Raw genomic sequence first — 26,504 nt, forward strand, 5'->3', positions numbered from 1 at the left:
GATCACAATTGCATGAGGTCGATCAGGATCTGGCGCGTATTCAACTGCGCTCCACCCAGATGGTGCGCCAGCAGATAGCGCATCAGGAATTTGCTCTGGAGCTGGGTGGTGGGGTCGCTGTAATCTTCGCGCTCCATGTCCAGCAGGGTCTTGCCGCTGACCTTGGGCGCACGGTCGGAAATGCGCTCTGGACGCGTCCCCTGCTCCGGATCGACGACATAGATGCCATCGGCCTGGACCGTCTTGCCGCTGACCACGCAATGACTCCAGTTGCCGGCCACGCCGGTCTGCCTGAGCAGGACGCGTTCGAACTGGCGCAGCACGATGGGTGCATTCTCTCCATGGGCCAGCTTGTTCAGGGTGGCCACGTAATGATCGAACAGCGCCGGGTGCGCGTCTTCGCGGGCCAGCAGCTTGACCAGCAATTCGTTGAGATAGAAACCGCACAGCAGCGCCGACTTCTCCAGCGGCAGCAGGCCACCGACCCATTCGGCATCGGTCAGGGTACGCACCTCGGACTTGCCGCTCCACGACAGCGAGAGCGGCTGGAAGGTCTGCAAGGCGCCACGCAACTTGGAATGCGGGCGCTTGGCGCCCTTGGCCACCAGCGCCACGCGACCATGGTCACGCGAGAAGACGTCGATGATGAGACTGGTTTCCTTGTAGGGATAGCTGTGCAGCACGAAGCCCGGCTGCGCCAGTACCTTGTGCTCCTTCTCCGGCACGGCGCGGCTGCGCGCACGAGGCGCGGCCGGCTTGCGCGCTGGGGCCTTGACAGGCGCCTGCGGCACGACTGCCGGCGCTGCGGCATTTGCCGGATCAGCCTGGCTGTCGAGCTGGGATTCGGTGAGCATGGTAGTCATGGATATCCGTCCTGAATGCGTGAAGCCACGTCGTTAGGGCGCGGCGTAATGCCATGATGATGCAGGAATTTCGCGCAGCCCGCAGGACGGGCCGCAGCCGGGATCATTCGTAGCCGTAGGCACGCAGGCCGGCTTCGTTGTCGGCCCAGCCCGATTTGACCTTGACCCAGATTTCCAGATAGACCGGACCGCCGAAGAGGCGCTCCATGTCCAGCCGCGACTGGGTGGAAATTTCCTTCAGACGCGCGCCCTTCTGACCGATCACCATGGCCTTGTGGGTGTCGCGTTCGACCAGGATGGCGGCGAAGACGCGGCGCAGGTTGCCTTCCTGTTCGAACTTCTCGATCAGCACCGTGCTGGTATAGGGCAGTTCTTCGCCGACAAAGCGGAACACCTTTTCACGCACGATTTCGGAGGCCAGGAATTTCTCGCTGCGGTCGGTGATGTCGTCTTCGTCGAACATCGGCGGATTCTGCGGCAACAGCTTGCGCACCTCTTCCTGCAGACGATCCAGCTGGAAGCGCTGCTTGGCCGAGACCGGCACCACGGCGGCGAAGTCATGATGCGAGGCCACTTCGGCAGCAAAGGGCATGAGGGTGGTCTTGTCCTTGTTGCGGTCGGCCTTGTTCAACACCAGGATGCAGGGCACGTTGGACGGCAGCAGGTCCAGCACCTGCTTGTCGGCCGGGCCGAAGGTGCCCGCCTCGATGACGAACAGGATCACATCGGCTGCCGTCAGGGTATTGGTGACGGTGCGGTTCAGGGTCTTGTTGAGCGCATTGCTGTGACGGGTCTGGAAACCGGGCGTGTCGACGTAGACGTACTGGGTGTTCTCGATGGTCTGGATGCCGGTGATGCGGTGACGCGTGGTCTGGGCCTTGCGCGAGGTGATGCTGACCTTGGCACCGACCAGCACGTTCATCAGGGTCGACTTGCCGACGTTGGGACGACCGACGATGGCGATGTAACCGCAACGGTAATCGTCTGCCGGGGTCTGCGCCGACGCGTCGCCGGCCATGGGGGAATCTGTCATGCTGTTCTGGATTGCGTGGCGGATGAAGCCGCCGAAATGGGTTCTGCCGCGACCGTTTCAGCGCGGTCGCCAGTGTTGTTCTTGCCCTCGTTGCGGGTGGCCGCCGCAGGGCTCTTCGGCTCCTTGGCGGACTTGGCCGGCTTGCTGCCAGGAGCACGCTCGGAGGAGGACGCCCCCTCCGGACGGTTGCCCTTGCCGCTTTCCTGGTCCGGTGCATCGGGCTGGATGGTGGCGATGCCGGCCAGCTTCAACTGGGTGGTCCGGGTGCGCGGCTTGCGGCCGGCCGAGGGCGTCTTGGCCAGCGCCAGCTGCACCGCCTCCAGCGCCAGCTTGGCAGCGGCCTGTTCACCGGCGCGGCGACTGCCACCGGTGCCGAAGACCTGGATGTCCAGCTTGGGCACCAGGCATTCGATCTCGAATTCCTGGCTGTGGGCGGCACCGTGGGTAGCGATCACGTTGTATTGCGGCAGCGGGATTTTCTTGCCCTGCAGGAATTCCTGCAGCAGCGTCTTGGCATCCTTGCCCAGCGTACGGGGGTCGACGTGTTCCAGCACCGGCACGTAGAGCGAACGGATCACCGCGCGTGCCGCCTCGAAACCGGAATCGAGGAAGATGGCGCCGAACAGCGCCTCCAGGGTATCGGCCAGGATCGAGGGGCGGCGGAAACCGCCCGACTTCAGCTCGCCCTCGCCCAGGCGCAGGAACTGCGACAGCTCCAGCCGCTGGGCGATCTCGTACAGGGACTGCTGCTTGACCAGATTGGCACGCAAACGGGAAAGGTCGCCTTCGTCGATCTTGTCGTAGCGCTCGAACAGAAGGGATGCCACCACGCAGTTCAGTACCGAATCGCCGAGGAATTCCAGCCGCTCGTTATGCAAGGCGCTATGGCTACGATGGGTCAAGGCCTGCTGCAGGAGCGACGCATCCTTGAAAGTGTGGCCTAGCCGTTGTTGCAAGAGTTGAGGATCCATTTTTTCATCCGTCATTCAGTCTGCCGCCCCGTTCGCGCAGCGGCGCGAGGATCGGGGATTACCAGCCTGACCAGTCAGCGGGATCGGTGCAAAGCAAAGCTCAATACTGCTCCGGGTCTGCCTCCACAACGCAAAATTGCCAAATGGAAACTACGGAAAACTGCGAAACCTTCGAAAGCTGCTCGATCAGAACGTGGCGCGCCTTAGTGGAAGCTGCCGATCCGCTTGATATCGCCCAGGTTCATCCAGACAAAGAAGGCCTTGCCGACGATGTTCTGGTCCGGCACGAAGCCCCAGTAACGACTGTCGAGGCTGTTGTCCCGGTTGTCGCCCATCATGAAGTACTCGCCCGGCGGCACCGTGCAGGCAAAACCTTCAGCGTTGTAGGTGCACAGCTCATGATGCGGGAAGGCATCCGGGTTGGGCACGAAGTTGGGAGCACGCTCATCAGTGAGGATCTTGTGTTCCACGCCGGTCAGGTTTTCCTGCCATTGCTTATAGTACGTCAGATTTTCCTCGTCCAGATAATCCGGCAGCGCTTTATAAGAAATTTGTTCACCATTTACGGTTAAGCGCTTGTTTTTATAGACAATTTTATCACCAGGAACGCCAACCACGCGCTTGATGTAGTCCACCGACATGTCCTTCGGATACTTGAAGACCATGACGTCGCCGCGCTGAGGCTGGTTCACTTCGATGATCTTCTTGTTGATGATGGGCAGGCGGATGCCGTAGGTAAATTTGTTCACCAGGATCAGGTCGCCGACCAGCAAGGTGGGCACCATGGAGCTGGAAGGAATCTTGAACGGCTCGTAGAGGAAGGAGCGCAGGCAGAACACCAGGGCGATCACCGGGAAGAAGCTGCCCGAGTATTCGATCCAGGCCGGCTGCTTCATCAGGCTGGCCTGCAGGTCGGCGCGGCCGGTGGCCACGGCGCCGTCACGCTTGATGCCCTGGGCCTCGTCACGCGCCACGCGGGCATCGAACTCGGCCAGGGCGGCATCGGCGCGGGCGCGACGCTGCTTGGACAGGAAGAAGGTATCGGCGAACCAGATCACGCCGGTCACCAGCATCAGGACGAACAGAATGAGTGCGAAGTTGCCCAACAAAGCCTGCATGTTATTTATCTTCCACTTGTAAGATTGCCAGGAATGCTTCCTGCGGGATTTCGACCGAGCCCACCTGCTTCATGCGCTTCTTGCCGGCCTTCTGCTTTTCCAGCAGCTTGCGCTTGCGCGAGATGTCGCCGCCGTAGCACTTGGCCAGCACGTTCTTGCGCATGGCCTTGACGTTTTCGCGCGAGATGATGGTGGCGCCGATGGCGGCCTGGATGGCGACGTCAAACATCTGGCGCGGAATCAGTTCGCGCATCTTGGCCGCCACCTGGCGACCACGGATCTGGGCGGCGGCGCGGTGCACGATGATGGCCAGCGCATCGACCTTCTCGCTGTTGATCAGCATGTCCACCTTGACCACGTCGGCGGCCCGGTATTCCTTGAACTCGTAGTCCATCGAGGCATAGCCGCGCGAGGTCGACTTCAGGCGATCAAAGAAGTCCAGCACGATCTCGGCCATCGGCATTTCATAGGTCAGCTGCACCTGCTTGCCGTGGTAGCTCATGTTCATCTGGATGCCGCGTTTCTGCGTGCACAGGGTGATGACGGAGCCCACGTATTCCTGCGGCATGTACAGGTTGACGGTGACGATGGGTTCGCGGATTTCCTCGATCTTGGACACTTCCGGCATCTTCGACGGGTTGTCCACCATCAGCATGGTGCCGTCCCGCTGCTGGACTTCGTAGACCACCGTGGGCGCAGTGGTGATCAGGTCCATGTCGAATTCGCGCTCCAGACGCTCTTGCACGATTTCCATGTGCAGCAGGCCCAGGAAGCCGCAGCGGAAGCCGAAGCCCAGCGCCTGCGAGACTTCGGGCTCGTACATCAGCGCGGCGTCGTTGAGCTTCAGTTTTTCCAGCGAGTCGCGCAGGGCGTCGTACTGGTTGGCCTCCACCGGGAAGAGGCCCGCGAACACCTGCGGCTGCACTTCCTTGAAGCCTGGCAGCGGCGAAGGCGCCGGCTTGCTGGCCAGGGTGATGGTGTCGCCCACGCGGGCCGATTTCAGTTCCTTGATGCCGGCGATGACGAAGCCTACCTGCCCTGCCGTGAGCGCATCACGCGATTGCGACTTGGGCGTGAACACGCCGATGCTTTCAGTCAGATACTGGGTCTCGGTGGCCATCAGCAGGATCTTGTCCTTGGGACGCAGGGTGCCGTTGACGATACGCACCAGCATGACCACGCCGACATAGTTGTCGAACCAGGAATCGATGATCAGCGCCTGCAGCGGCGCATCCGGGTCGCCCTTGGGCGCCGGCACCTTGGCGACGATGGCTTCCAGCACCTCTTCCACGCCCAGGCCGGTCTTGGCCGAGCATGGGGTGGCATCAGAGGCATCGATGCCGATCACATCCTCGATCTCGCTCTTGGCGTTGTCGGGGTCAGCCGACGGCAAGTCGATCTTGTTCAGTACGGGCACCACTTCCACGCCCAGGTCCAGGGCGGTGTAGCAATTGGCCACGGTCTGCGCTTCCACGCCTTGCGAGGCATCAACCACCAGCAGTGCACCTTCGCAAGCCGACAGCGAACGCGAAACTTCATAGCTGAAGTCGACGTGACCCGGGGTATCGATGAGGTTCAGATTGTAGATCTGGCCATCCTTGGCCTTGTAGGACAGGGCTGCGGTCTGGGCCTTGATGGTGATGCCGCGCTCGCGCTCGATATCCATCGAATCCAGCACCTGCGCTTCCATCTCGCGGTTGGAGAGGCCCCCGCACAACTGGATGATGCGGTCGGCGAGCGTGGACTTGCCGTGATCGATGTGGGCGATGATCGAGAAATTACGGATATTGTTCATTAACAGACTGGAAACGATGAAAAAAGGCGCTCTGAAGCGGGCAGTGCCCAGCCGAGCGCCTTTGCAACAGCTTATTCGACCCGGCATTTTACCGGATTTCAGAGTGACAAGCCCGACTTTCCGGTGTCGGGCCGCGTTTGCGGAGGCGAAAAAACCTCGGAAAAGCGCACCACGCGGCGCTGCCGAGCATGACTACCAGGCAACTTTTGCTTGCGCGAAAATGTATCCCGGCCCTCCCTCCGTCCTGCGTTACCTGGCCGCGAGAAAATCCTGCAAGCGCAGCGGATCAAGGTGGTAGTGACACAACTGCAACCACTGCCCATCCGTCGCCCGCCCCATCAAGACCGGCACCAGTTCGTCATAGAGTGCCACCAGCTCCGGATCGGCATCCACGTCGATCATCTCGATCTGCGCCGGCTGCGACCCGAGCGCGGCGCGCAAGGCGTCACGCAAGTCATCACACAGGTGACAATAACTGCGCGAATAGATGATGAACTGCAATTCCGCGGGCTGGGCTGGCTGACCTTCAGTAGCGGATGCAGGGGACGTATGGGACATGTGACGGATGGGCGATCAATCCCGGGCGATGGATGGAAAAAGGCTGCGACTCCCGGGAATCGCAGCCTTGAGGATCAATGCCCGCAGGCATTTGCTTAGCGGAGCGGACTTCCTCAGTTGCCGCCGTTCGGGCGCAGCGGCACGAATTGCGAGGAGTCGCCACGGCGCACCAGTACCGCGGCGCGCTTCTTGGCATCCAGCTTGGCGACCAACTGCCCGAATTGCTTGGCGTCCTTGACATCGACTTCGTTCAGGCGCTGGATCACGTCGCCCGGGCGGATGCCGGCGGCTGCGGCGGCACCGCTGACGGCCTCCACCAGCACGCCGTTATCGACCTTCAATTCCTTCTTCTGGGCGTCAGACAGGTCGCTCACCACCAGGCCCAGGGCATTGGGGGTGTTATCCGGCTTGGCTTTCTTTTCCTCGGCCTGCTTGGGCTTGTCGGCTTCCAGCTCGACCACGGTCACCGTCAGGTCACGCGCACTGCCCTTGCGCCAGATGTTGACGGTCGCCTTGGCCCCCGGCTTGGTGGCACCCACCATGCGCGGCAGATCGCTGGGGCGTTCGATGGCGGCGCCGTTGTATTTCAGGATGATGTCGCCTGCTTCCAGGCCAGCCTTCTCGGCCGGGCCGCCGGCCTCCACACGCTGCACCAGGGCACCCTGGGCGCGCGCCAGGCCCAGCGACTCAGCCACATCCTTGGTCACTTCGCCGATCTGCACGCCGATGCGGCCACGTGTCACGCGACCGCTGGCCTTCAACTGGTCGGCCACGCGCAGCGCCTCATCGATGGGCACCGCGAAGGAAATCCCCATGAAGCCACCAGAACGGCTGTAGATCTGCGAGTTGATGCCGACCACTTCGCCCTTGAGATTGATCAGCGGGCCACCGGAGTTGCCCGGATTGACGGCAACGTCGGTCTGGATCAGCGGCAGGTAGTCGCCGGTATCACGCGCCTTGGCCGAGACGATGCCAGCAGTGACCGTGTTTTCCAGCCCGAACGGCGAGCCGATGGCCAGCACCCACTCGCCGACACGAATCTTGTCGGAGTCGCCCATGTTCAGGCGCGGCAGGTTGCTGCCGTCGATCTTGAGCACAGCCACATCGGTGCGGGTATCGGAGCCGACGATCTTGGCCTTGAATTCACGCTTGTCGGTCAGGGTCACATAGACCTCGCTGGCACCTTCCACCACATGGGCATTGGTCAGGATGAAGCCGTCGGCGGAGATGATGAAGCCGGAACCAACGCCACGCGGCACCTCCTCCTGCTGCCCCTGCCCACCCTGTTTGCCATTGCCACGAGGCGTTCCGGGCTGCTGCTGGCGTGGGACGGGGATACCGAAGAAACGCCGGAAGAATTCCTGCATTTCCGGATCATCCATCCCGCCCTGCCCCTGGGCATTCTGACGTACGCGCTCGGTAGTCCGGATATTGACCACACCGGGGCCGGTGCGCTCGACGATGTCGGCAAAATCGGGCAGCGCGGCCACACTTGGCGACGCCACGGGCGGCGCAGCCAGCACGCCCGGAGCGGCGACCACAACGGAGGCGGCCAGCAAGGCGCTGGCAAAGGTCTTCTTCAACGGAGTCATTGCAACAGTCTCTCTTCTATTTGGATGTCAGTTCAATGGAATCGGCGACTTGCCGGATCGCGGCGGCGGGCACCTCGCCAACCACGGTCAACCAGTAGTCTCCCTGGCGACGACCGAGGATATTCAGGGCCCCTTGCTGGATCGTACCTTCTTCCCCGCCCTGGCTACCGGGCTCGATGAACACCGAGATGGCGGCCAGGCCGTCAGAAAACACGATCTGCGACACTTCACGTCCGGCTGGCTGGTTCTGGGCAGGCACCGGCCCGTCCGGCGTCACACCGGGGATCATGCGTCTTACCTGCTGGATCTTGCGAAATCCCGACGGTGGCGTAATCCGCCATGCGGAAAGATCGACCGGGCTCATGGCAGTCTTTTTCACCTGCCAGCCGCGCGTATCCCTGTAGGTGGGGTTGACGCGGCTGCGATCAATCCCGCCGATCTCTATTTGTGTGAAGGCGATCTGCTCGATCACCTCCCCCTTCGCTCCCAGCGTCTGGGCGCGTAACAACAGGCCCGTGGCCTTGTCGCCGCAGAACCGGTAACCGTAACGCAGCTTGTCCAGTGGCTCCAGCACCACGGCATCACACACCCGTCCGGCCACGCGCTCGGGGGCGCCAGCCTTGAATCGATAGTGGACAGCCAGTTCATCGGGGCGGGCATCCAGGATCGCCGGGAACACATCCCGGCTCACACGTTTTTCCATGCGCATGATGCGTACGTCAGGCAGATAGCCGACGACATCATCATTGTTGCGAATGAATTCGCTGGGCTTGCCATCGAGAAGCTCCAGCTTTTCGTGCTCGGTCTTGCCGGCGACCACGTGCGTGACACGCGAACTGCGGATCAAAGAGCCCTGCTGATAGACGAAACTACCCGAATAATTCAATCGCTGCGCGGCAGATTGCATTTTTTGCAACTGCGTCGGCAATGGGGAAGGAGTGGAAGCTTCACTGGCAGGAGATGCTGAAACGCCATCCGCCGCATGAGCGGATGGCGAGAACAACATGGGCAGGAAGCAGAGTACGCCGTACAGACGCCCCGTTTGACGCATCTTATTTATCGGCGTCAGAGGAGAAGGCAGCAGAACGGGCGTATTGCGCCGAACTATAGGAAGGCGAGAAACGCTGGTGGGCAGACAGGTACTGGTCGATACGCGGGTCGCGCTTGACTTCACCCTGCTGGGCCAGCGAACTGAACTGGTTCACGTTTTGCGGATTGCCGCTGGTATCGGCCACCGTGGCAATCGCCGACGGTACCGAAGGGGCAGCCAAGGGAGCCGAAGCCACCTGAGCGACCGGAGCCGCCATTCTGGCATCGGCATTGACTACCGCCTGCTGCGGCATGGCCACGAACACTGCGGCCACGGCAGCTGCAGCCGCTGCCGCGCTGGGCATCAACAGACGCACCAGACGGCTGGGACGAGCCGCGCGATGATCACCATTGGCAGCAGTCTTGACTGCAGCTGGCTTAACCTCAGCAGCGGCAGGCACTGCCGCGGTCACTGCGGCAGCCTGAGGCGCCACGATGGACGGCTCGGCGTCCAGCAATGCCGCCATGCGGGCCGAGAAGCCGGCGCACAGGGAGACATCCATCTCTTCCGAACGCAGCACCTCGCCGATGCGGTGGTAATCTTCCCAAGCGTCCTGGGCGTTCTCGGAAGAACGCAAGGCCGCGAAGGCAAGGGTCATTTCGTCAGAGCTCAACTCGCCATCGGCAAGGGCTGAGATCTGTTCTCTGGTCGTTACTTTGGTATCCATAAGCAGTCACCCGGCAAAAATCTTAGTTCCATACCCGCTTTATTATTTTCTTTCTTACAACAGGCTTGTGGCCTCATTACCAGCGCTTGTCCGCCGCCGTATCCAGCAAGGGACGCAACTTCTCGGCAATTGCTTCCCGGGCGCGGAAAATGCGACTGCGCACGGTGCCGATCGGACAATTCATCGCATCTGCAATCTCGTCGTAGCTCAACCCCTCGATCTCGCGCAACGTGATGGCAGTACGTAATTCTTCCGGCAATGCCTCCATCGCCACGTTGACCGTTTGAGCAATTTGCTTGGTGGCCAACATCGACTCTGGAGTGTTGATGTCCCTCAGATGGTCCGCATCGTCAAAAGTTTCAGCTTCTTCTGCATCGGCTTCTGTCGAAGTTGGCGCCCGACGGCCCATGGTGACCAAATAGTTCTTGGCAGTGTTGATACCGATGCGGTACAGCCAGGTATAGAAGGCCGAATCGCCGCGAAATTGCGGCAATGCCCGATATGCCTTGATGAAGGCTTCCTGTACCACGTCTTCAGCTTCGGCCTGGTCGCGCACCAGGCGCGAGACCAGCCGCATGAGCTTGCGTTGATACTTGACTACCAATAGCTCGAACGCCTTCTTGTCGCCGCGCTGGACGCGCTCAACAAGCTGCTGATCTATTTCGCGTTCTGTCGTCAAACCGGGTTCCTTGTTTTTTATGGCCGTGTTGTTTTATCGTCATTGCCCGTGGCAGATGCTTCCAGCCCGGCAATTTTCAAGTCTGCCGACCTTATTTTTCGAGCATCTTCGCTTTGGCCGTATTGTGACTGATCAGCCAGCGACATGCCACGGAAAGTGAACGGAAGGTATCTTCAGAAACCGAATCCGGAAGAATTGGAATGGTACGGGTCTTGCCGTTTTCCAGGCGCAGGCGCAGAAACAGCATGCCTGGCCAGATGGTGCTGCCGGCCAGCAATTGGGCCAGCCCGGCCTTCATGACCTGCGGCTTGGCGCGCGCCGACTGCACCAGGTGCTCCACCACGCGGATCTGCCCGGTACCGGAAATATGCAGCCAGATGACCTTGCGATCACGCAACACCATGGCCAGGGCGACTGCGGCTGCCAGGATGCAGCCCCCAGCGAGGCCCAATCGCGCCGGCAAGGACAGCGCGCCCGGCATCAGCAACGACATCAGTATGCCGGCCAGGGCCACGCACAGGCAGGCAAAGCCTGTGACCAGCAGAAGTAGCCGGGAGGGTTTGATATCCGCAGAAACTGCTATCGACATGAGATGCCCGGGAGCGATGGCGCCGTTAAAACGACAAACCCGGCTTCCTGGGAAGCCGGGTCTTGCATTTTACATCTTGCCGATGACCAGGGTACCGTTGGTGCCACCGAACCCAAAGGAGTTCTTGACGGCAATATCGATCTTCATGTCCCGCGCCTGGTTGGCGCAGTAATCCAGATCGCACTCCGGATCCTGATTGAAGATATTCATGGTCGGCGGCGACACCTGATTGTGCACGGCCAGTACAGTCAGCACGGTCTCCAGACCGCCAGCGCCACCCAACAGGTGACCGGTCATGGATTTGGTCGAATTGACAACCATCTTGTAAGCATGGTCGCCGAATGCAGCCTTGATCGCGTCCGACTCGTTCTTGTCGCCCAAGGGGGTCGACGTACCGTGCGCGTTCAGGTACTGCACCTCATCGCCATTGACGCCTGCATCGCGCAGTGCATTGAGCACGCAGCGACGCGGACCGTCAAGGTTGGGGGCAGTCATGTGGTAAGCGTCGCCGCTCATGCCGAAGCCGAGCAGTTCCGCATAGATCTTGGCGCCACGGGCCTTGGCGTGTTCGTACTCTTCGAGCACCATCACGCCGGCACCCTCGCCCAGCACGAAGCCGTCGCGATCCTTGTCCCACGGACGGGACGCGGTCGCGGGATCATCGTTGCGGGTCGACAGCGCGCGCGCCGAAGCGAAACCACCGATGCCCAGCGGCGAGACACTGGATTCAGCGCCACCAGCAACCATCACATCCGCATCACCGTACATGATCATGCGCGCGGCGGAGCCGATGCAGTGCAGACCGGTGGTGCAGGCGGTGACAATCGCCAGGTTAGGGCCCTTCAGACCGAACTTGATGGACAAGTTGCCGGAGATCATGTTGATGATCGAGGCCGGGATGAAGAAGGGACTGATGCGGCGCGGACCACGGTTGGTCAGTTCGGCGTGGGTATCTTCGATCAGCGGCAAGCCGCCGATGCCCGAACCGATCATGACGCCGATGCGCTCGGCATTCTCGTCGGTCACCGTCAAGCCACTGTCCTGGATGGCCTGGATACCGGCGGCCATGCCATAGTGGATGAAGGTGTCCATATGACGCGCTTCCTTGGCGGGGATGTAATCCTCGATATTGAAGCCCTTGACTTCACCGGCGAAGTGCGTGGTGAAGGGGGTAGCGTCGAATTTGGTGACGGTAGCGATGCCGGACTTGCCTTCCTTGATGGCACTCCACGTATCGGCGACGTTGTTGCCGACAGGCGAGATGCATCCCAGGCCGGTAATGACTACACGACGTTCACGAGTGCGGCTCAAGCAATTCTCCTGAAACTTTGACCAAAGCCCTTATCAGGCCTTGACTTGCGACTTGGCGTAGTCGATCGCCTGTTGCACGGTGGTGATCTTTTCGGCTTGTTCGTCGGGGATTTCCATTTCGAACTCATCTTCCAGTGCCATAACCAGCTCGACGGTGTCCAGCGAGTCGGCGCCCAGGTCGTCCACGAACGACGATTCGTTCTTGATGTCGGCTTCGGCGACGCCCAGTTGCTCAGCGACGATCTTCTTCACGCGTTGTTCGATATCGGACATAGTGTTCCTCCAGAGGGATGATAGGTTACAAAAGTGCGCGCATTTTAGCAGGTTTGCGCGGGGAAAATTTACTTTTAACTATTCCTGGCAAGATTGCGCCAAGTGCAGCTTAACTTCAAACAAAAGTCGGCAAAAGGACTTGAATCAAGCCCTCAGGACTTACTCAACCCATGTACATGCCACCGTTCACATTGAGGGTGGTACCGGTGATGTAGGCGGCTTGCGGCGAGGCCAGGAAGGCCACCGCATAGGCGATCTCCTCGGCCGCACCCAGACGACCCAGCGGAATCTGCTGCAAGATCGCGGCGGACTGCTGCTCGTTCAAGGCCTTGGTCATGTCGGTATCGATGAAGCCGGGCGCCACGCAATTGACGGTGATGTTGCGGCTACCGATCTCGCGCGCCAGCGCGCGGCTCATGCCGGCCACGCCGGCCTTGGCGGCGGCGTAGTTCATCTGGCCGGGATTGCCGGCCTCGCCCACCACCGAAGTGATGTTGATGATGCGACCGCTGCGGGCCTTCATCATGCCGCGCAGTACCGCGCGGGAGAGTCGGCCCACGGCCGTGAGGTTGGTGGCGATGACGCTGTCCCACTCCTCGTCCTTCATGCGCATGGCCAGCTGATCCTGGGTGATACCAGCATTGTTGACCAGGATGGACAGCGAACCGAATTCCTTCTGCACCTGCTCCACCACGGCCACGCTGGCCTCGGCATCGTTGACGTTCAACACCACGCCGCGACCGGCTTCCGGCCCCAGCGCCGCCAGGTATTCACTGATGGCGGCCGCGCCGGCCTCGGAGGTGGCGGTACCGACCACCTTGGCACCCTGGCGCGCCAGTTCAGTGGCGATGGCACGTCCGATACCGCGCGATGCGCCGGTCACCAGGGCGACCTGGCCCTGCAGATTCTGTGCACTCATTTCAGCAACTCCAATACTTTGTTCAGGGATTCCTGGTCGACGATGGCCTCACCCACCAGTTCGCCATTGATACGCTTGGTCAGGCCGGTGAGCACCTTGCCGGGACCACATTCGATCAGGTGGGTCACGCCACCGGCGGCCATCTTCTGCACGGTCTCGACCCAGCGCACGGGCGCTGCAGCCTGGCGCACCAGCGCATCCTTGATGGCAGCCGGATCGCTGACCAACGCCACATCGACGTTATTGATCAAGGCAATCTGCGGGGCCGCAAATGCCACATTGGCCAGATAGGCTTGCAGGCGATCCGAAGCCGGCTTGAGCAGCGAGGAATGGAACGGTGCCGACACCGGCAACGGCAACGCACGCTTGGCACCCTTGGCCTTGGCGATGTCGCAGGCGCGGCCGACCGCAGCCTTGTGACCGGCGATCACCACTTGCGCCGGCGCATTGAAGTTGACCGCCTCGACCACTTCACCTTGCGCGGCTTCGGCACAGGCGGCGCGCACGTCGTCGTCCGACAGACCGAGAATGGCGGCCATGCCACCCTGCCCGACCGGCACGGCTTCCTGCATGGCCTGGGCGCGGAAGCGCACCAGCGGCACGGCATCCTTGAACTGGATCACACCGGCGGCGACCAGCGCCGAGTATTCACCCAGGCTGTGGCCGGCAACCAGTGACGGCACCTTGCCACCGGCGGCCAGCCAGGCGCGATAGAACGCCACGGCAGCCGTCAGCATGACGGGCTGGGTGTTGGTGGTCAGGTCCAGGTCTTCCTTGGGGCCTTCGGCAATGAGCTTGCCCAGGTCGAACTGCAGCGCGTCGGAGGCTTCGGCGACGGTCTGGCGAACGATCTCGTTGTCGGCAAAACCGTTGAGCATCCCGATCGCCTGAGAACCCTGGCCCGGGAAAACAAAAGCAAATGTTGTCATGCTTGGATGTGATTGAGTTTGGATAAAAATGCGGGGCCGGCGCCAGAGAACCCGGCGCCACGCTCCCTGCCCTGCTTACATGCGCGCCAACACGGCGCCCCAGGTGAAGCCGCCGCCCACGCCTTCCATCATGACGGTATGGCCTGGCCGGATACGACCATCGCGCACCGCCTGGTCCAGCGCCAGCGGGATCGAGGCAGCCGAGGTGTTGCCATGTTCGGCAACGGTGACCACCATCTTTTCCAGTGGCAGCCCCATCTTCTTGGCCGTCCCCTGCATGATGCGGATATTGGCCTGGTGCGGCACCAGCCAGTCCACGTCGCTGGACTGCATGTTGGCTGCTTCCAGCGCTTCACGCGCCACCTTGTCCAGCACCGAGACGGCCAGCTTGAACACGGCCGGACCATCCATGTACAGATAGGCGGAACCGGCCACTGCACCATTGTTCACACTGCCCGGCACACAGAGGATGTGGCCGTGGCTGCCGTCGGCGTGCAGCTTGGTCGCCAGCACGCCCGGCTCCTTCGAAGCACTCATGACGATGGCGCCGGCGCCATCACCGAAGAGCACGCAGGTGGTGCGATCCTTGAAGTCGAGGATGCGCGAGAAGACTTCCGCGCCGATCACCAGCACATTCTTGTGGGCGCCCGACTTGATGAAGCTGTCAGCCACCGACATGGCATAGACGAAGCCGCTGCACACTGCCTGCACGTCCATGGCCGGCGCGCCGTTGGTGATGCCCAGCTTGCGCTGGACCCCACAGGCGGTGCTGGGGAAGCCCCCCAGGTGATCCGGGGTGGACGTCGCCAGGATGATCAGGTCGATGTCATTGGGCTGCATGTTGGCCGCCTCCAGCGCGCGCTGCGCTGCGGCCAGGGCCAGGTCGCTGGAGAGCTGGGTCGGCTCGGCGTAGTGACGCGCGGAGATACCGCTGCGCGTGACGATCCATTCATCCGAGGTCTCGATACCCTGCTCTGCCAGTTGTGCAGCCAGTTCGTGATTGGTCACGCGCTTGGTCGGCAGGTAGCTGCCAGTGCCGACGATTTTGCTGTAAGTGGTCATGCCGTCTTCTTGCTCTGTTAATTCGGTTGATCCAGCGAGACCGGTGCCGCAGGCTCCATCGCCACGACAGCCGTCTCGGCCGCGCGCCCCTGTCCCTGGGGCATCAGCTCCGCCATGGTGGCGGCAATACGGGCGAGCACATCATACTTGGCCGCATCATACGCGCGGCGGATGGCCCATTCGAACGCATACACATCGGCGCCGCCATGGCTCTTGAACACCAGGCCCTTCAGGCCCAGCAGGCTGGCGCCATTGTAACGGGAGGGATTGAGCCGGCGCGACAGCGCCTTGATGGCGCCATAGGCGATCAGGGCGCCCAGCTTGTTGATGAATCCCTTCTTGAATTCACTGGTGAGCACGCTCTTGACGAAGCGTCCCAGCCCCTCGGAGGCCTTCAGGGTGACGTTGCCGACGAAACCGTCGCACACCACCAGGTCGGTCGTGCCTTCGAAGATATCGTTACCTTCCACGTTGCCGTAGAAGTTGAGGATACCCTTCTCGTGGTCAGCACGCAGCAGCCCGGCGGTCGCCTTGACCAGCTCGTTGCCCTTCATGTCTTCCTCACCCACGTTCAAGAGGCCCACGGTCGGCTTGGGCTTGCCTTCCATGACCGCCACCAGGGCCGAGCCCATCAGTGCAAATTGATGTAAATGCTGAGGCTCGCAGTCGACATTGGCGCCGAGGTCGAGCATGTAGGTAGGGCCATCCTTCTGGTTCGGCAGGATGGTGCAGATGGCCGGGCGATCCACGCCGGGCAGGGTCTTGAGCACATAGCGCGACACTGCCATCAGGGCCCCGGTATTGCCAGCCGACACGGCCGCCTGGACCACGCCATCCTTGACCAGGTTCACGGCCACGCGCATGGAGGAATCCTTCTTGCGGCGCAGTGCGACCTCGATCGGGTCTTCCATGGTCACCACCTCGGTGGCGTTCTGAATCTGCACACGCGGCTCGCCGGCCAGCCGGTATTTCCTCAGCAGCGGCAGCAGCACGCTTTCCTGCCCTACCAGGATCAGCTCGGCATCGGATTCACGCTTCAGGAAGGAGGCAGCGGCCGGGAGAGTGACTGACGGGCCATGATCGCCACCCATGCAGTCGATTGAAATTTTGATGGTCATCGATTTGATTCAGAGCCTTGCCAGCCCACATTATGAGGCAGATTGGGAACCCTTCAAAATAGCACGCTCGTACAGCGCAAAAAGTGAAGGTTCACGCAAGCAGGCAGGCACGTCCGCACACGGATTACACGGATGCAACGGACATAAAAAAGCGGCGCAAAATGAACCTCCTGAATCAGAAGCTCATTGCGCCGCTTTTCTCCAAAAACAGCAAGCTCAATGAATGAGATTACTCGTCGTTCTTGGTCTTCAGCACCTTGCGACCACGGTAGAAACCGTTCGGGCTGATGTGGTGACGCAGGTGGGTTTCACCAGTCGTCGGCTCCACAGCCAGCGGGGGTGCAGTCAGAAAGTCGTGTGCGCGATGCATACCGCGCTTGGACGGGGTCTTTTTGTTCTGTTGAACGGCCATGATTACTCCTAAACCTTACTTAAGATTGAAAATTTTAACACACCGGATTGCGTTTTTCCGCAAACCCACTGTGCCGCTGCCCGGCAACGCCAGACATTCCCCTACAATACTTGTTACTGCTTCAACTTCTTCAGTACCTCAAACGGGGAAGCCCGTTCAGCACCTTTGGCCTCGGCCGCCACACCACCCTCAGGACAGACATCATGCTTGGGTGCCACCGGCAGGGCCAGCAGCGCATCGTCTTCGATCAGGTAGTTCACATCGAAGGCTGCCGATCCGACGATGACATCGATCTCGTCATCATCCAGCAGTTCTTCGATGGTGTCGGCTTGCGCCTCATCTTTTGCCAATACCAGCAGCGACTTCGAATCAATCTCGAAATTCAATGCCGTCAGGCAACGCTGACAGATCAGATTAACTGCACCCGACACTGCCAGACTGAGTTGAGCATGTCCCAGCTTGTCGATGTCGCCGGACAGAGCCCAACGAATCGTGCCGGAACGGTCAACCGTCTCTTGCGCCAGACGACCTAATTCAGCAACCGGAATCTCACCCTGCGCCTGCTGTTTCAGCCTGCAGAATTCGAACGCGTCGATAACAAATGCATTCATAGCCAAAGCAGAATCCGGAAAACCTGCGATCATAACAGAAAATTTCCTTACCAGTCAAAGCCTTAGCACGCCATTTGCGGCAGACAGGCGAAAAAATCGCCAAACCTGTCGCGGCAAACCCTCTTTTGCGTCGATTTTCCGCCAGAATCCCGGTTTTACTTGCCCACGTCGCCTGTCGACACCAGCCACCACACCACCACACACCATGTTGCAACAGCATCCCGAAACCTCCCCTACCCGCCTGATCCTCGGCTCCAGCTCGATCTATCGCAAGCAATTGCTGAGCCGGCTCGGCCTGCCTTTCGAGACCATGATCCCGGACATCGACGAAACCCCGCATGCCACAGAGACGCCGGAGGCCACCGCCCTGCGACTGGCGCGTGAAAAGGCGGCCGCCATCGGTTCGCGCAGCGGGCCGGCCCTGGTGATCGGCTCGGACCAGGTAGCCACCCTGGATGGCCTGCAGATCGGCAAACCCGGCAACCATCCCAATGCACTACGGCAATTGCAGTTGATGCGCGGGCGGGAAGTCGTCTTCCATACCGCCCTGTGCCTGTGGGATGGTCGAAATGGGCAGGCTGGCGGGACCGCGCAAGTCTGCAATGTGCAGACGCTGGTCCGCTTTCGGGATCTGGAGGATGCAGAACTGGACGCCTACCTGCGCATCGAACAGCCCTACGACTGCGCCGGCAGCGCAAAGAATGAAGGCCTGGGCATTGCCATCCTGGAAAGCATCCGCAGCGACGACCCCACTGCACTGACCGGCCTGCCACTGATCGCCCTGACCGGCATGCTGCGCCAGGCTGGAATCCGCTTCTTCAGGACGGAGAACGCCGGCAATCAGTAATTGCGGCGCGGATAACCCTCGGCCAGGATGCGCTGCCACACCACCTCGCGCTGCTCCACATCCATGAAGACCCATTGCGCGACCTCATCGACGGTGCGCCCGCAACCGCGGCAGACATCATCGAACGTGGTCGAGCAGACCGCCACGCATGGCGTATCGGGCCGCTCGGGCGCAGGAGACAAGGACGAGGGAGACAGGGATGTGGAAGACATTGACAGAATCTGAACAGAAAACGTGAAGCGGCATGATCGGTCATATCGACCAGCCTCATGCGCGCCGTGTCCGCCATCTTACCAAGAACCGGTGCACCACCACCCCTGACACCAGAAGGGATAATCAGTCCTGACAGGGAAAACCCGAACGGAAATGCGGAAACGATAGACAAAAAAAAGCCCGCGACCAAGAGGTGCGGGCTTCAATCTAATTTCTTAAGGAGGAGATTGGAGGAGACAGGTGCAACTATAGCGACGGCCCACTGCCGAGTCTGCTTTATTGTGGCAATAGCAGATATTCACCACCCGCATAACTGTTGCAGCATCACCTCATCCACCTCACGCCACCTGAGCAACACCGTGCAAGGCCGACGTCACCGGCCGTGGCGGAGCACCACCCTTGCGCTCGCATGCTTGCACCAGCAAGAGCGCGCATAGCGCCAGAACCGCGCCGCTCATTCTCATGATCAGCTCCCGATGTGAAGTATCATGCAAGCACGATCCCCCCTGGCGGGCAGCCTGTCAAGCCACGCTGCGCAAACCCGGCTCCATGCGGGCGCTGGCCAGGTTCTTTTCGTAGAGCGCAGCGATCATGTCCGATTGCGTCATCATCCCGGCCAGCTTGCCGTCGGCCTGCACAATGGGGATCTGGTGCAGGCCATCGGCCATGCGCGGTACCAGCTCCAGCACCGGCGTATCCACCTGGGCCGTGATCACGGGGCGGCTCATGATCTGCCCCACCACCTCCGGCTTGTCCGAATGACTGAACGGCACCCGGCGCAAGAGCTGCCGCAATTGCGCCACCAGCCCGGTATGCACCTCCACCCCGGCATGCTCCAGAAAATCGCTGCGACTGACGATGCCGATCACATGCCGCCCCCGATCCAGCACGGGCATGGCGCGCAGGCGGTGCTGCTGCAACAGCCGCCAGGCCTCATCCAGCACGGTGGCAAACTCCACCGACACCACATCACGGGACATCACCGCCGCACACAGGGTCTGGCCAAAGCGACGATGGTAGGCGCGCATCTCGGTCTGCAGGAAGATTTCCTCCAGATCGTCGCGACCGATGTCGAGCACCTGATTGAAATCCTTCAGCACCTCATCCAGATCTTCATGCGAAAAGCCCAGCCGCGTGATCGGCAGTTCATCGCGCGTCTGGTGCGGATGCGGTGCCGCGCTGTGCTGCGCATGGGGATAGCGGCGCCCCGTGGCGTTGTTGAAAAACAGCGCCGTCAGCAACAACAGCACCGAATTGAGCAGCACCGGCGACAACACGAAGGCATAGCCCATCTCATGCACCACCGGCCCACCCAGTACGGCGGTCAGCGCCACCGCGCCGCTGGGCGGATGAATACAGCGCAGCAGGAACATCGCGCCGATGGCCAGCGAGATTGCCAATGCCGCCGCCAGCGCTGGCTCCTGGACCAGCCGGGCACAGCTCACACCGATAAGCGCCGCGCACAGGTTGCCACCGATGATGGACCAAGGCTGGGCCAGCGGACTGGATGGCACCGCGAACAACAGCACTGCCGACGCCCCCATGGGCGCGATCAGCCAGATGGTGCGGACTTCATGCGGAAGGACTGCATAACTGATCAGGCCGACCAGCAGAATCCCGAACAGACTGCCGGCGCAGGAGCGCATGCGCTCGAAGCGATCGACATTGGTCTTGGCAGGAATAAAACTTTTGAACCACAGCAAGATAGAATCGGGCATATCCGTTCCCTGACAACTTGGGCAGACGACAACCTGGGACGCAGCCACGCACCAGACCAAACCGCAATTACATCACAAGATGATATATATGTCCCGCTTACCCCGTATTGCGCAGTTCCGCGCACCGGAAAACTCCCTCCACGATGAAGGCCAGTCCTCATGAAAAGCGCCAGCCGCCTGCAAAAGGAGGATTTCGAAGCCCTGTCGGATTTTCGCTACCAGTTGCGCCGCTTCCTGCGCTTTTCGGAAGACGCCGCGCAAAGTGAGGGCCTCACTCCCTTGCAATACCTGTTGCTGTTGCATATCAAGGGCTTTCCCGGGCGCGAGTGGGCCAGCATCAGCGAACTGGCCGAACGCTTGCAGGCCCAGCACCACGGCGTGGTGGCGCTGGTTACGCGCTGCGTGAAGGCGGGACTGGTCACCCGTGCCCCGGATGATCGCGACAAGCGACTGGTGCAAGTCCGGCTGACCGAACTGGGCGAGCAGTACCTGCACCGCCTGGCGCAATTGCACCGCGACGAACTGCAATCCCTGTCGGGCGTGTTCCAGGTCTCGCACATCTCGGCCTTCAACGACCGCGACTGAGCTTGCACATCGCCGTCCGGCTGGGCGCCTGTGGATGTCCGCAGGCCCTGCCGCGGCAAGCTGCTGTTATGCTTGCGACAACTTGCCACCACCCATCCCCATGAATCGCAAACCCGCCACCGCCGCTGCGCTCTCCCGCGCCATCACCAAGGAAGACGTGGCGCGCGCTGCCGGTGTTTCGCACATCACGGTATCGCGGGTCATCAATACGCCGGAGAAAGTGGCCCCCGCCACCCGTGAGCGGGTCGAGGCCTTCATCAGCAGCATGGGGTACATCCCCAACATGCTGGCCGGCGGGCTGGCCTCGCGGCGCACACGCATCGTGGCCGCCATCGTGCCCACCATCAGCCATTCGATCTTCGCCGAAACCGTGCGTGGGCTGTCCGAACAACTCAGCCTGCAGGGCTACCAGTTGTTGCTGGGACAGACCAATTATTCGGAAGAAGCGGAAACAGGGCTGGTGGAAGCCTTCATCGGCCGTCGGGTCGACGGCCTGGTGCTGACCGGCGTGCAGCATTCGGTACGTACCCGCCAGCGCCTCAAGGCGGCCGGCATCCCGGTGGTGGAAACCTGGGATCTAACCCCGCAACCGATCGACATGCTGGTCGGTTTCGACAACCATGCCGCCGGCCACGCCATGGGGCAGTACCTGCACCGCAAGGGTTATCGCCGCATGGCCTTCGTGGGCGGCGAAGACCCGCGTGGCCTGGCACGCTATGCCGGCATGCGCGAGGCGCTGCTGGCACAGTCGGCACCGGAGCCGGTGCATCTGGTCATGCCCATGGGCTCCTTCCTGCAGGCCGGGCGCGAAGCCATCTGCCGGCTCCTGGCATTACAACCCGGCATCGACGCCGCCTTTTTCAGCAATGACGTCCTCGCCGCAGGCGCTGCCCTGGAGTGCGCCCGACGCGGCATCGCCGTGCCGCAGCGCATCGCGCTGGCCGGTTTCGCCAATCTGGATATCGCGCCGGAAGTCTTGCCCGCCCTCACCACCGTCCAGATCAGCGCCCACCAGATCGGACTGACGGCCGCCGAGATGCTGCTGACCCGCTTCGATGGCGATGCAGTCACGCAAACGGTATGCGATCTCGGCTACGCCATCCTCGAACGCGACAGCGCCTAAAGATCAGGAAGCCCAGGAATCTCAGGACACCAGGTCGTCGGCAGTCGCCTGTTCGACCCGATTGCGCCCGATCCGCTTGGCCCGGTACAGGGCCAGATCGGCGCGCTTGATCAGTTCGTCGAGTCCCTCGCCATCACCCAACGCCGCCACGCCGAAGCTGGCACTGACCTTGATCCGGCGCCCGTCCTCGATCTCGAAATCGGCGTGCTCCAGGGCCGCACGCAATTTCTCGGCAGCGCTGCCAGCCTGCGCCAGGTCGGCCTCCGGCAACAGGATGATGAACTCCTCGCCGCCATAGCGCGCCAGCACATCCACCTTGCGCAGCAAGCCAGCCACGAGCTGGGCCACGCCGTGCAGGATGACGTCGCCAGCCTGGTGGCCGTAGGTGTCGTTGATGCGCTTGAAGTGGTCGATATCGAACAACACCACCGCCATGCCCCGCCCATAGCGCTGCGACAGGCCCATCTGCTGGCCGGCCTGGGTGAAGAAGGCGCGCCGGTTCAGCACCCCCGTGAGGAAATCGGTATTGGAGGAGGTCTGCAGCTGCGTGATCAATGCTTCGCGCTCGCTGGCCAGGCTATTGCGCTCTCGCATGCGCTGCTTGAGCACCCGCAGGGCGCGCATCATGGCAGCAATCTCGTCGCGATGGCGCGCCTCCGGGATTTCCTGCTCCAGCTTGCCCTCCACCAGACCGGCCACCAGATCGGTGGCCCGCACCAGCGGCTGCACCACGCGCCGGCGAATGAGCACCATCAGCAACTGGAAGAACAGGCAGGCCGTCAGCGTCAGCCCCACGACCAGCACCAGCAGGTTGCGCGCCCGGGCATTGTTCTGTTCGGCCTGCCGCATCAATTCGGCCAGCAACAGGTCGCGCAGATCGGTGATCGATTGCATCTGCGGCACATAGAACTTGTAGAGATCAGCGGTGCTGACGCCATAGCTGCTGGAATGCAGGCCAATCTGCAGCAGGAAGTCGAGGAACTGGAATCCACTATCGAAATACTCCTTGTCCACCCGGTCCAGTGCCTCGGCAAACTGCGGCTGGCTCGCGTAGCCAGCCATCTGCGCAGCCACCACGCCGCGCAACAGTTCGATGCGGCCATACAGGCGCCCGATTTCGATGACCTCATCCTGGGTCAGCTGGCGCTGCGCGATCAGCGGCGCGACGAAGCGCGAACCGACCTGCCCGGCGTATTCGCGCAGGCTGGCAGTGGCACGTACGGCCGACAGACCATCGCGCAGGCGCGGGTCAGCCCGATCCACGTCCAGTGTCAATTCGCTGACCACGCGGATCATCAGCGGCATCAGGTCTACCATGCCGGCGACGGCGGCCAGCACCAGCACGTCGCTGCGATTGTCGGCCGACAGGCGCGCCACCCGATCCAGATTGGCCCGGGCCGGCCCCAGTCCCTGCTCCACCGTGCGCACCTTGTCCAGCGCCCAAGACTGACGCAAGCGGGCATCGGCTTCCAGCGCCGCATGCAAACTGGCCAGGGCGACGTCGGTCTGTTGCCGGGCGCCGGCCAGTTGCTTCAGCAGTGCCTCGGATTGTTGCGGTGATGCGCCCAGGAAAGCATTGGCCGGGCCACGCTCGGCCGAAACCTTCTCCATGGCCAGCAGGGCCAGCCGCAGATTGCGCAATGCAGGCACGCTGTTGGCGCCGTTGCGATAGGTACTCCATTCCGTCCAGACCAACGCCACTGCAAATGCCAGAAACAGCATCAGCAAGCCGATGGAAATGAGCCGGAACAGACGATTCAAGGACATGATGAGCCCGCTACGAAGGCAAGTGCATTTGACGAATATAACAAGGCCGACCAATCGACGGCACGACTACATCGCGAGCAGGGATGAAAAAAGCGGGCAGCGCAGACACGGCGCCACGAAAGCAGGCATGCACTCCCACGTCATGGGAGAAACCGGCGCATCACGCGCTTCCCCCTCGTGAACGCGTGACCACCGATACGATGAACAAAGCGCGGCGATGCGCTTGGTCCGGAAGCATTTCCCGCGCAGGCGGCGGGCGGGCAGAACAGGTAGCCAATGACGAAACCTCAGACAAAGGCGACCAGCCAACACGACAACCCGAAACGACAGACAAAAAAATAAGGCCCTGAAAAATTCAGAGCCTTATCTATACAACTGCTACAACTGCGAGCCAACTGGCGGAGAGGGTGGGATTCGAACCCACGGTACGGGAAACCGTACGCCTGATTTCGAGTCAGGTACATTCGACCACTCTGCCACCTCTCCGGTTAACTTCGGTCGTTTCACTGCGTGGTGCAGCAAAGACAGCGACTATATCAGAACTATTTTCATAGTGGAATGTTTTTTTGAAAAAACTTTAAAAAAAGAGCTTTTCATCCTCTTGAACCGGAAGCAGCGTGGCGAAAGAATCCTTCTTCACCTACAAACCGCTCAGACTGCATTCCTCATCATCATGTTGTCATAAATCACTTCTAGCATCCGTAAACTATTTGCCGTTCTTTGGACCTTCAGACCCGGATTCAGCCAGATGGCGCCCCTATCCAACGCTACCTTCCCGCTCGGCGCAGAAGTCGTCGATCTCATTGCCCGCGCCTCGGGTGCCGCCCTGCGTGGCGTCGAAGATCCGGACCCGATGCTGTCCCTACTGCACGAGATCATCGCCCAGCGCAAGCTCTCCGCCCTGTTCCAGCCCATCGTGCGCATGCGCAATGGCGAAATCCTGGGCTACGAAGGATTGATCCGAGGGCCCTCCAATACCCCCCTGCACTCCCCGCTGGCGCTGTTCAAGGTGGCGCGCGCCCACAATCTGTCGGTGCAGATGGAATACCTGTGCCGGCACATCGTGCTGACCCGCTTTGCGCAACTCGGCCTGCCGGGCAACCTGTTCCTCAATGTCTCCCCCGGGGCGCTGATGCAGCCCGAGGCGATCCAGGGCGAAACCCTGCGCTATCTGGAAAAGCTGGGCGTGAATCCGCAGCGCATCATCATCGAGCTGACCGAGAACGAACCTACCTACGACTACGCCCTGCTGCGCAATGCCGCCATGCACTACCGCGACATGGGCTTCCAGATCGCCATCGATGATCTCGGCGAAGGCTTTTCCAGCCTGCGCCTGTGGTCGGAACTGCAGCCGGAATACGTGAAGATCGACATGCACTTCGTGCAGGGCATCAACCATGATCCGATGAAGCTGCAGTTCGTGCGCTCGATCCAGGAGATCGCCGAAAAATCCGGCTCCATCGTCATCGCCGAAGGCATCGAGTCGCAGGCCGAGCTCCTGACCATCCGCGACCTGGGCATCGCCTGCGGCCAGGGCTACCATATCTCGCGTCCGCTGCCGGAGCCGCCGGTCTCGATTTCGGAAGACGTCAGCAAGACCCTGCGCCGCGACAAGGTGCCGCTCCATGCCAACAAGTACGGCCCCGGCAAGCGCAGCGCCACCGTCGCCAAGCTGCTGCGCGAGACGCAATACGTCAGCCCGGAAGTCACCAACGATGCGGCCTACGACATGTTCGTCAACGACCCGCAGCTGCAAGCCCTGCCGGTGGTCAGCAATGGCCTGCCGATCGGCCTCATCAACCGCTACAGCATGGTGGAGCGCTTCGCCCGCCTGTATGGGCGCGAGCTGTACGGCAAAAAGTCCTGCGCCTTCTTCATGGCCCCCAATCCCCTGCTGACCGAGCAGGACACCAGCCTGCAAGATCTCTCCAACCTGCTGGTGCAGGCCGAGACGCACCACCTCTCCAACGGCTTCATCATCACCGACCGCGGCCAGTATGTGGGCCTGGGCACCGGCCACGACCTGCTGCGCGAAATCACGCAGATGCAGATCGACGCCGCCCGCCACGCCAATCCGCTCACGCAGTTGCCGGGCAACGTCCCCATCAACGACCACATCGAATACCTGCTGCAAAGCGGCGTCGAATTCTGCATCTGCTACTGCGACCTGGACCAGTTCAAGCCCTTCAACGATGTCTATGGCTATCGCAAGGGCGACGACATGATCCAGGCTACCGGCCGCGTGCTGCAACAGGCCTGCGATCCTGCCCTGGACTTCATCGGCCACATCGGCGGCGACGATTTCCTGATCATGTTCCAGTGCGAAGACTGGGAAAAACGCTGCCGCGTCATCCTCGACAACTTCGACGCCGAGGCCCGCGCCTTCTACTACGACGAAGACCTGGCGCGTGGCGGCTACTACACCGAGGATCGCCAGGGCAACCGGGTGTTCCACCCGCTGGTTTCGGTATCGCTGGGCGCGGTGAAGATCGAGCCTTCGCAATACTCATCACCGCACCAGATCGCCTCGGCCGCCACCCGTGCCAAGAAACAGGCCAAGAAGATCCAGGGCAACAGTCTCTTCATCGAGCGCCGCATCCCGGCCACCTTCTCCTGGGCCATGAAGGACGCCTAACCGGCACGCTCAGGAAAACGTTTTCT

At 61.4% G+C, this 26,504-nt stretch carries 27 protein-coding genes and 1 tRNA gene; 5 read left to right on the forward strand and 23 right to left on the reverse strand.

The window, feature by feature from the left end; all coding sequences use genetic code 11:
* Positions 1 to 2: 2 nt before the first annotated feature.
* The 17 genes from recO to plsX all read right to left on the reverse strand — a co-directional run bounded on the left by recO (position 3) and on the right by plsX (position 16,567).
* Positions 3 to 863 carry a DNA repair protein RecO gene (gene recO, locus ACEOAC_RS15580; RefSeq protein WP_006463493.1) on the reverse strand — a complete coding sequence of 287 codons (861 nt, stop codon included), beginning with the start codon at positions 861 to 863 and terminating at the stop codon, positions 3 to 5.
* Between the two features lie 103 nt (positions 864 to 966).
* Positions 967 to 1,896: a GTPase Era gene (gene era, locus ACEOAC_RS15585; RefSeq protein ID WP_039875381.1), complete on the reverse strand. Its 930-nt coding sequence runs from the start codon at positions 1,894 to 1,896 to the stop codon at positions 967 to 969.
* Positions 1,893 to 2,867 (reverse strand): ribonuclease III, encoded by a 975-nt coding sequence (gene rnc, locus ACEOAC_RS15590; RefSeq protein ID WP_413443390.1) that lies wholly within the window; start codon positions 2,865 to 2,867, stop codon positions 1,893 to 1,895. The genes era and rnc overlap by 4 nt, the downstream gene beginning before the upstream one ends.
* Before the next feature lie 203 nt (positions 2,868 to 3,070).
* Positions 3,071 to 3,985, reverse strand: coding sequence for a signal peptidase I (lepB, locus tag ACEOAC_RS15595; protein ID WP_006463496.1), 915 nt, complete (start codon positions 3,983 to 3,985; stop codon positions 3,071 to 3,073).
* A gap of 1 nt (position 3,986) precedes the next feature.
* On the reverse strand, positions 3,987 to 5,780 hold the full coding sequence (gene lepA, locus ACEOAC_RS15600) for a translation elongation factor 4 (RefSeq protein ID WP_077236983.1): 1,794 nt from the start codon (positions 5,778 to 5,780) through the stop codon (positions 3,987 to 3,989).
* Between the two features lie 249 nt (positions 5,781 to 6,029).
* Positions 6,030 to 6,338, reverse strand: coding sequence for a glutaredoxin family protein (locus tag ACEOAC_RS15605; RefSeq protein WP_413443391.1), 309 nt, complete (start codon positions 6,336 to 6,338; stop codon positions 6,030 to 6,032).
* A 113-nt stretch (positions 6,339 to 6,451) separates the two neighbouring features.
* Positions 6,452 to 7,930, reverse strand: coding sequence for a DegQ family serine endoprotease (locus tag ACEOAC_RS15610; protein WP_413443392.1), 1,479 nt, complete (start codon positions 7,928 to 7,930; stop codon positions 6,452 to 6,454).
* 16 nt (positions 7,931 to 7,946) lie between these two features.
* A complete protein-coding gene (locus ACEOAC_RS15615) occupies positions 7,947 to 8,981 on the reverse strand; it encodes a MucB/RseB C-terminal domain-containing protein (RefSeq protein WP_413443393.1) in 1,035 nt (344 codons plus the stop codon).
* 1 nt (position 8,982) lies between these two features.
* On the reverse strand, positions 8,983 to 9,687 hold the full coding sequence (locus tag ACEOAC_RS15620; RefSeq protein ID WP_413443394.1) for a sigma-E factor negative regulatory protein: 705 nt from the start codon (positions 9,685 to 9,687) through the stop codon (positions 8,983 to 8,985).
* Between the two features lie 76 nt (positions 9,688 to 9,763).
* Positions 9,764 to 10,366 carry an RNA polymerase sigma factor RpoE gene (gene rpoE / locus ACEOAC_RS15625; protein ID WP_006463502.1) on the reverse strand — a complete coding sequence of 201 codons (603 nt, stop codon included), beginning with the start codon at positions 10,364 to 10,366 and terminating at the stop codon, positions 9,764 to 9,766.
* Positions 10,367 to 10,457: 91 nt separating this feature from the next.
* On the reverse strand, positions 10,458 to 10,955 hold the full coding sequence (locus ACEOAC_RS15630) for a protein YgfX (protein WP_039875390.1): 498 nt from the start codon (positions 10,953 to 10,955) through the stop codon (positions 10,458 to 10,460).
* Positions 10,956 to 11,024: 69 nt separating this feature from the next.
* Positions 11,025 to 12,266, reverse strand: a complete 1,242-nt coding sequence (gene fabF / locus ACEOAC_RS15635) for a beta-ketoacyl-ACP synthase II (RefSeq protein ID WP_006463504.1) — start codon at positions 12,264 to 12,266, stop codon at positions 11,025 to 11,027.
* Between the two features lie 33 nt (positions 12,267 to 12,299).
* Complete coding sequence (acpP, locus tag ACEOAC_RS15640; RefSeq protein WP_006463505.1) at positions 12,300 to 12,539, reverse strand: acyl carrier protein; 240 nt, start codon at positions 12,537 to 12,539, stop codon at positions 12,300 to 12,302.
* Positions 12,540 to 12,702: 163 nt separating this feature from the next.
* The gene (fabG, locus tag ACEOAC_RS15645; protein WP_413443395.1) at positions 12,703 to 13,458 is read right to left on the reverse strand and encodes a 3-oxoacyl-ACP reductase FabG; all 756 of its coding nucleotides are present in this window, start codon (positions 13,456 to 13,458) and stop codon (positions 12,703 to 12,705) included.
* Entirely contained in the window at positions 13,455 to 14,387 is a 933-nt protein-coding gene (fabD, locus tag ACEOAC_RS15650; protein ID WP_413443396.1) for an ACP S-malonyltransferase, read from the reverse strand. The genes fabG and fabD overlap by 4 nt, the downstream gene beginning before the upstream one ends.
* 75 nt (positions 14,388 to 14,462) lie before the next feature.
* Positions 14,463 to 15,449, reverse strand: a complete 987-nt coding sequence (locus tag ACEOAC_RS15655; protein WP_413443397.1) for a beta-ketoacyl-ACP synthase III — start codon at positions 15,447 to 15,449, stop codon at positions 14,463 to 14,465.
* Positions 15,450 to 15,466: 17 nt separating this feature from the next.
* Positions 15,467 to 16,567 carry a phosphate acyltransferase PlsX gene (plsX, locus tag ACEOAC_RS15660; RefSeq protein WP_241813783.1) on the reverse strand — a complete coding sequence of 367 codons (1,101 nt, stop codon included), beginning with the start codon at positions 16,565 to 16,567 and terminating at the stop codon, positions 15,467 to 15,469.
* Between plsX and ACEOAC_RS15665 the strand changes: the two genes are divergently transcribed.
* Complete coding sequence (locus ACEOAC_RS15665) at positions 16,539 to 16,790, forward strand: hypothetical protein (protein WP_158243310.1); 252 nt, start codon at positions 16,539 to 16,541, stop codon at positions 16,788 to 16,790. The two genes, plsX and ACEOAC_RS15665, sit on opposite strands and share 29 nt — an antisense overlap.
* Before the next feature lie 6 nt (positions 16,791 to 16,796).
* Here ACEOAC_RS15665 and rpmF read toward each other — a convergent pair whose 3' ends face one another.
* On the reverse strand, positions 16,797 to 16,979 hold the full coding sequence (rpmF, locus tag ACEOAC_RS15670; protein ID WP_006463510.1) for a 50S ribosomal protein L32: 183 nt from the start codon (positions 16,977 to 16,979) through the stop codon (positions 16,797 to 16,799).
* A gap of 113 nt (positions 16,980 to 17,092) precedes the next feature.
* On the reverse strand, positions 17,093 to 17,623 hold the full coding sequence (locus ACEOAC_RS15675; protein ID WP_006463511.1) for a YceD family protein: 531 nt from the start codon (positions 17,621 to 17,623) through the stop codon (positions 17,093 to 17,095).
* Positions 17,624 to 17,795: 172 nt separating this feature from the next.
* On the opposite strand from ACEOAC_RS15675, the gene ACEOAC_RS15680 reads away from it, so the two are divergent.
* The gene (locus tag ACEOAC_RS15680) at positions 17,796 to 18,437 is read left to right on the forward strand and encodes a Maf-like protein (protein WP_413443398.1); all 642 of its coding nucleotides are present in this window, start codon (positions 17,796 to 17,798) and stop codon (positions 18,435 to 18,437) included.
* Here ACEOAC_RS15680 and ACEOAC_RS15685 read toward each other — a convergent pair.
* Positions 18,431 to 18,649, reverse strand: coding sequence for a DUF1289 domain-containing protein (locus ACEOAC_RS15685; protein ID WP_039875400.1), 219 nt, complete (start codon positions 18,647 to 18,649; stop codon positions 18,431 to 18,433). The two genes, ACEOAC_RS15680 and ACEOAC_RS15685, sit on opposite strands and share 7 nt — an antisense overlap.
* 522 nt (positions 18,650 to 19,171) lie before the next feature.
* Complete coding sequence (locus ACEOAC_RS15690; protein ID WP_413443399.1) at positions 19,172 to 20,368, reverse strand: HPP family protein; 1,197 nt, start codon at positions 20,366 to 20,368, stop codon at positions 19,172 to 19,174.
* A 159-nt stretch (positions 20,369 to 20,527) separates the two neighbouring features.
* Between ACEOAC_RS15690 and ACEOAC_RS15695 the strand changes: the two genes are divergently transcribed.
* Together ACEOAC_RS15695 and ACEOAC_RS15700 are read left to right on the forward strand one after the other, a co-directional pair.
* On the forward strand, positions 20,528 to 20,953 hold the full coding sequence (locus ACEOAC_RS15695; protein WP_006463515.1) for a MarR family winged helix-turn-helix transcriptional regulator: 426 nt from the start codon (positions 20,528 to 20,530) through the stop codon (positions 20,951 to 20,953).
* Between the two features lie 100 nt (positions 20,954 to 21,053).
* The gene (locus tag ACEOAC_RS15700; protein WP_241813788.1) at positions 21,054 to 22,076 is read left to right on the forward strand and encodes a LacI family DNA-binding transcriptional regulator; all 1,023 of its coding nucleotides are present in this window, start codon (positions 21,054 to 21,056) and stop codon (positions 22,074 to 22,076) included.
* A 21-nt stretch (positions 22,077 to 22,097) separates the two neighbouring features.
* Here ACEOAC_RS15700 and ACEOAC_RS15705 read toward each other — a convergent pair whose 3' ends face one another.
* Both ACEOAC_RS15705 and ACEOAC_RS15710 read right to left on the reverse strand, forming a co-directional pair.
* A complete protein-coding gene (locus ACEOAC_RS15705; RefSeq protein WP_413443400.1) occupies positions 22,098 to 23,843 on the reverse strand; it encodes a diguanylate cyclase in 1,746 nt (581 codons plus the stop codon).
* A 396-nt stretch (positions 23,844 to 24,239) separates the two neighbouring features.
* Positions 24,240 to 24,329, reverse strand: a tRNA-Ser gene (locus ACEOAC_RS15710).
* Between the two features lie 262 nt (positions 24,330 to 24,591).
* On the opposite strand from ACEOAC_RS15710, the gene ACEOAC_RS15715 reads away from it, so the two are divergent.
* Complete coding sequence (locus ACEOAC_RS15715) at positions 24,592 to 26,478, forward strand: GGDEF domain-containing protein (RefSeq protein WP_413443401.1); 1,887 nt, start codon at positions 24,592 to 24,594, stop codon at positions 26,476 to 26,478.
* Positions 26,479 to 26,504: the final 26 nt, after the last annotated feature.

This window comes from Herbaspirillum frisingense (genome assembly GCF_047325095.1).
GTDB lineage: Bacteria > Pseudomonadota > Gammaproteobacteria > Burkholderiales > Burkholderiaceae_D > Herbaspirillum > Herbaspirillum frisingense.

Bases quoted from the DNA above. Each gene is read 5' to 3' on its own strand.
- ACEOAC_RS15715 (WP_413443401.1), top strand. From the start codon at position 24,592: ATGGCGCCCCTATCCAACGCTACCTTCCCGCTCGGCGCAGAAGTCGTC.
- ACEOAC_RS15630 (WP_039875390.1), bottom strand. From the start codon at position 10,955: ATGTCGATAGCAGTTTCTGCGGATATCAAACCCTCCCGGCTACTTCTG.
- ACEOAC_RS15700 (WP_241813788.1), top strand. From the start codon at position 21,054: ATGAATCGCAAACCCGCCACCGCCGCTGCGCTCTCCCGCGCCATCACC.
- fabG (WP_413443395.1), bottom strand. From the start codon at position 13,458: ATGAGTGCACAGAATCTGCAGGGCCAGGTCGCCCTGGTGACCGGCGCA.
- ACEOAC_RS15665 (WP_158243310.1), top strand. From the start codon at position 16,539: ATGCAGTCGATTGAAATTTTGATGGTCATCGATTTGATTCAGAGCCTT.
- recO (WP_006463493.1), bottom strand. From the start codon at position 863: ATGACTACCATGCTCACCGAATCCCAGCTCGACAGCCAGGCTGATCCG.
- ACEOAC_RS15690 (WP_413443399.1), bottom strand. From the start codon at position 20,368: ATGCCCGATTCTATCTTGCTGTGGTTCAAAAGTTTTATTCCTGCCAAG.
- lepB (WP_006463496.1), bottom strand. From the start codon at position 3,985: ATGCAGGCTTTGTTGGGCAACTTCGCACTCATTCTGTTCGTCCTGATG.
- ACEOAC_RS15655 (WP_413443397.1), bottom strand. From the start codon at position 15,449: ATGACCACTTACAGCAAAATCGTCGGCACTGGCAGCTACCTGCCGACC.
- ACEOAC_RS15615 (WP_413443393.1), bottom strand. From the start codon at position 8,981: ATGCGTCAAACGGGGCGTCTGTACGGCGTACTCTGCTTCCTGCCCATG.
- plsX (WP_241813783.1), bottom strand. From the start codon at position 16,567: ATGACCATCAAAATTTCAATCGACTGCATGGGTGGCGATCATGGCCCG.
- ACEOAC_RS15605 (WP_413443391.1), bottom strand. From the start codon at position 6,338: ATGTCCCATACGTCCCCTGCATCCGCTACTGAAGGTCAGCCAGCCCAG.
- acpP (WP_006463505.1), bottom strand. From the start codon at position 12,539: ATGTCCGATATCGAACAACGCGTGAAGAAGATCGTCGCTGAGCAACTG.
- ACEOAC_RS15705 (WP_413443400.1), bottom strand. From the start codon at position 23,843: ATGTCCTTGAATCGTCTGTTCCGGCTCATTTCCATCGGCTTGCTGATG.
- lepA (WP_077236983.1), bottom strand. From the start codon at position 5,780: ATGAACAATATCCGTAATTTCTCGATCATCGCCCACATCGATCACGGC.
- rnc (WP_413443390.1), bottom strand. From the start codon at position 2,867: ATGGATCCTCAACTCTTGCAACAACGGCTAGGCCACACTTTCAAGGAT.
- ACEOAC_RS15675 (WP_006463511.1), bottom strand. From the start codon at position 17,623: ATGATCGCAGGTTTTCCGGATTCTGCTTTGGCTATGAATGCATTTGTT.
- rpmF (WP_006463510.1), bottom strand. From the start codon at position 16,979: ATGGCCGTTCAACAGAACAAAAAGACCCCGTCCAAGCGCGGTATGCAT.
- ACEOAC_RS15610 (WP_413443392.1), bottom strand. From the start codon at position 7,930: ATGACTCCGTTGAAGAAGACCTTTGCCAGCGCCTTGCTGGCCGCCTCC.
- ACEOAC_RS15695 (WP_006463515.1), top strand. From the start codon at position 20,528: ATGAAAAGCGCCAGCCGCCTGCAAAAGGAGGATTTCGAAGCCCTGTCG.
- ACEOAC_RS15685 (WP_039875400.1), bottom strand. From the start codon at position 18,649: ATGTCTTCCACATCCCTGTCTCCCTCGTCCTTGTCTCCTGCGCCCGAG.
- fabD (WP_413443396.1), bottom strand. From the start codon at position 14,387: ATGACAACATTTGCTTTTGTTTTCCCGGGCCAGGGTTCTCAGGCGATC.
- ACEOAC_RS15680 (WP_413443398.1), top strand. From the start codon at position 17,796: ATGTTGCAACAGCATCCCGAAACCTCCCCTACCCGCCTGATCCTCGGC.
- era (WP_039875381.1), bottom strand. From the start codon at position 1,896: ATGACAGATTCCCCCATGGCCGGCGACGCGTCGGCGCAGACCCCGGCA.
- ACEOAC_RS15620 (WP_413443394.1), bottom strand. From the start codon at position 9,687: ATGGATACCAAAGTAACGACCAGAGAACAGATCTCAGCCCTTGCCGAT.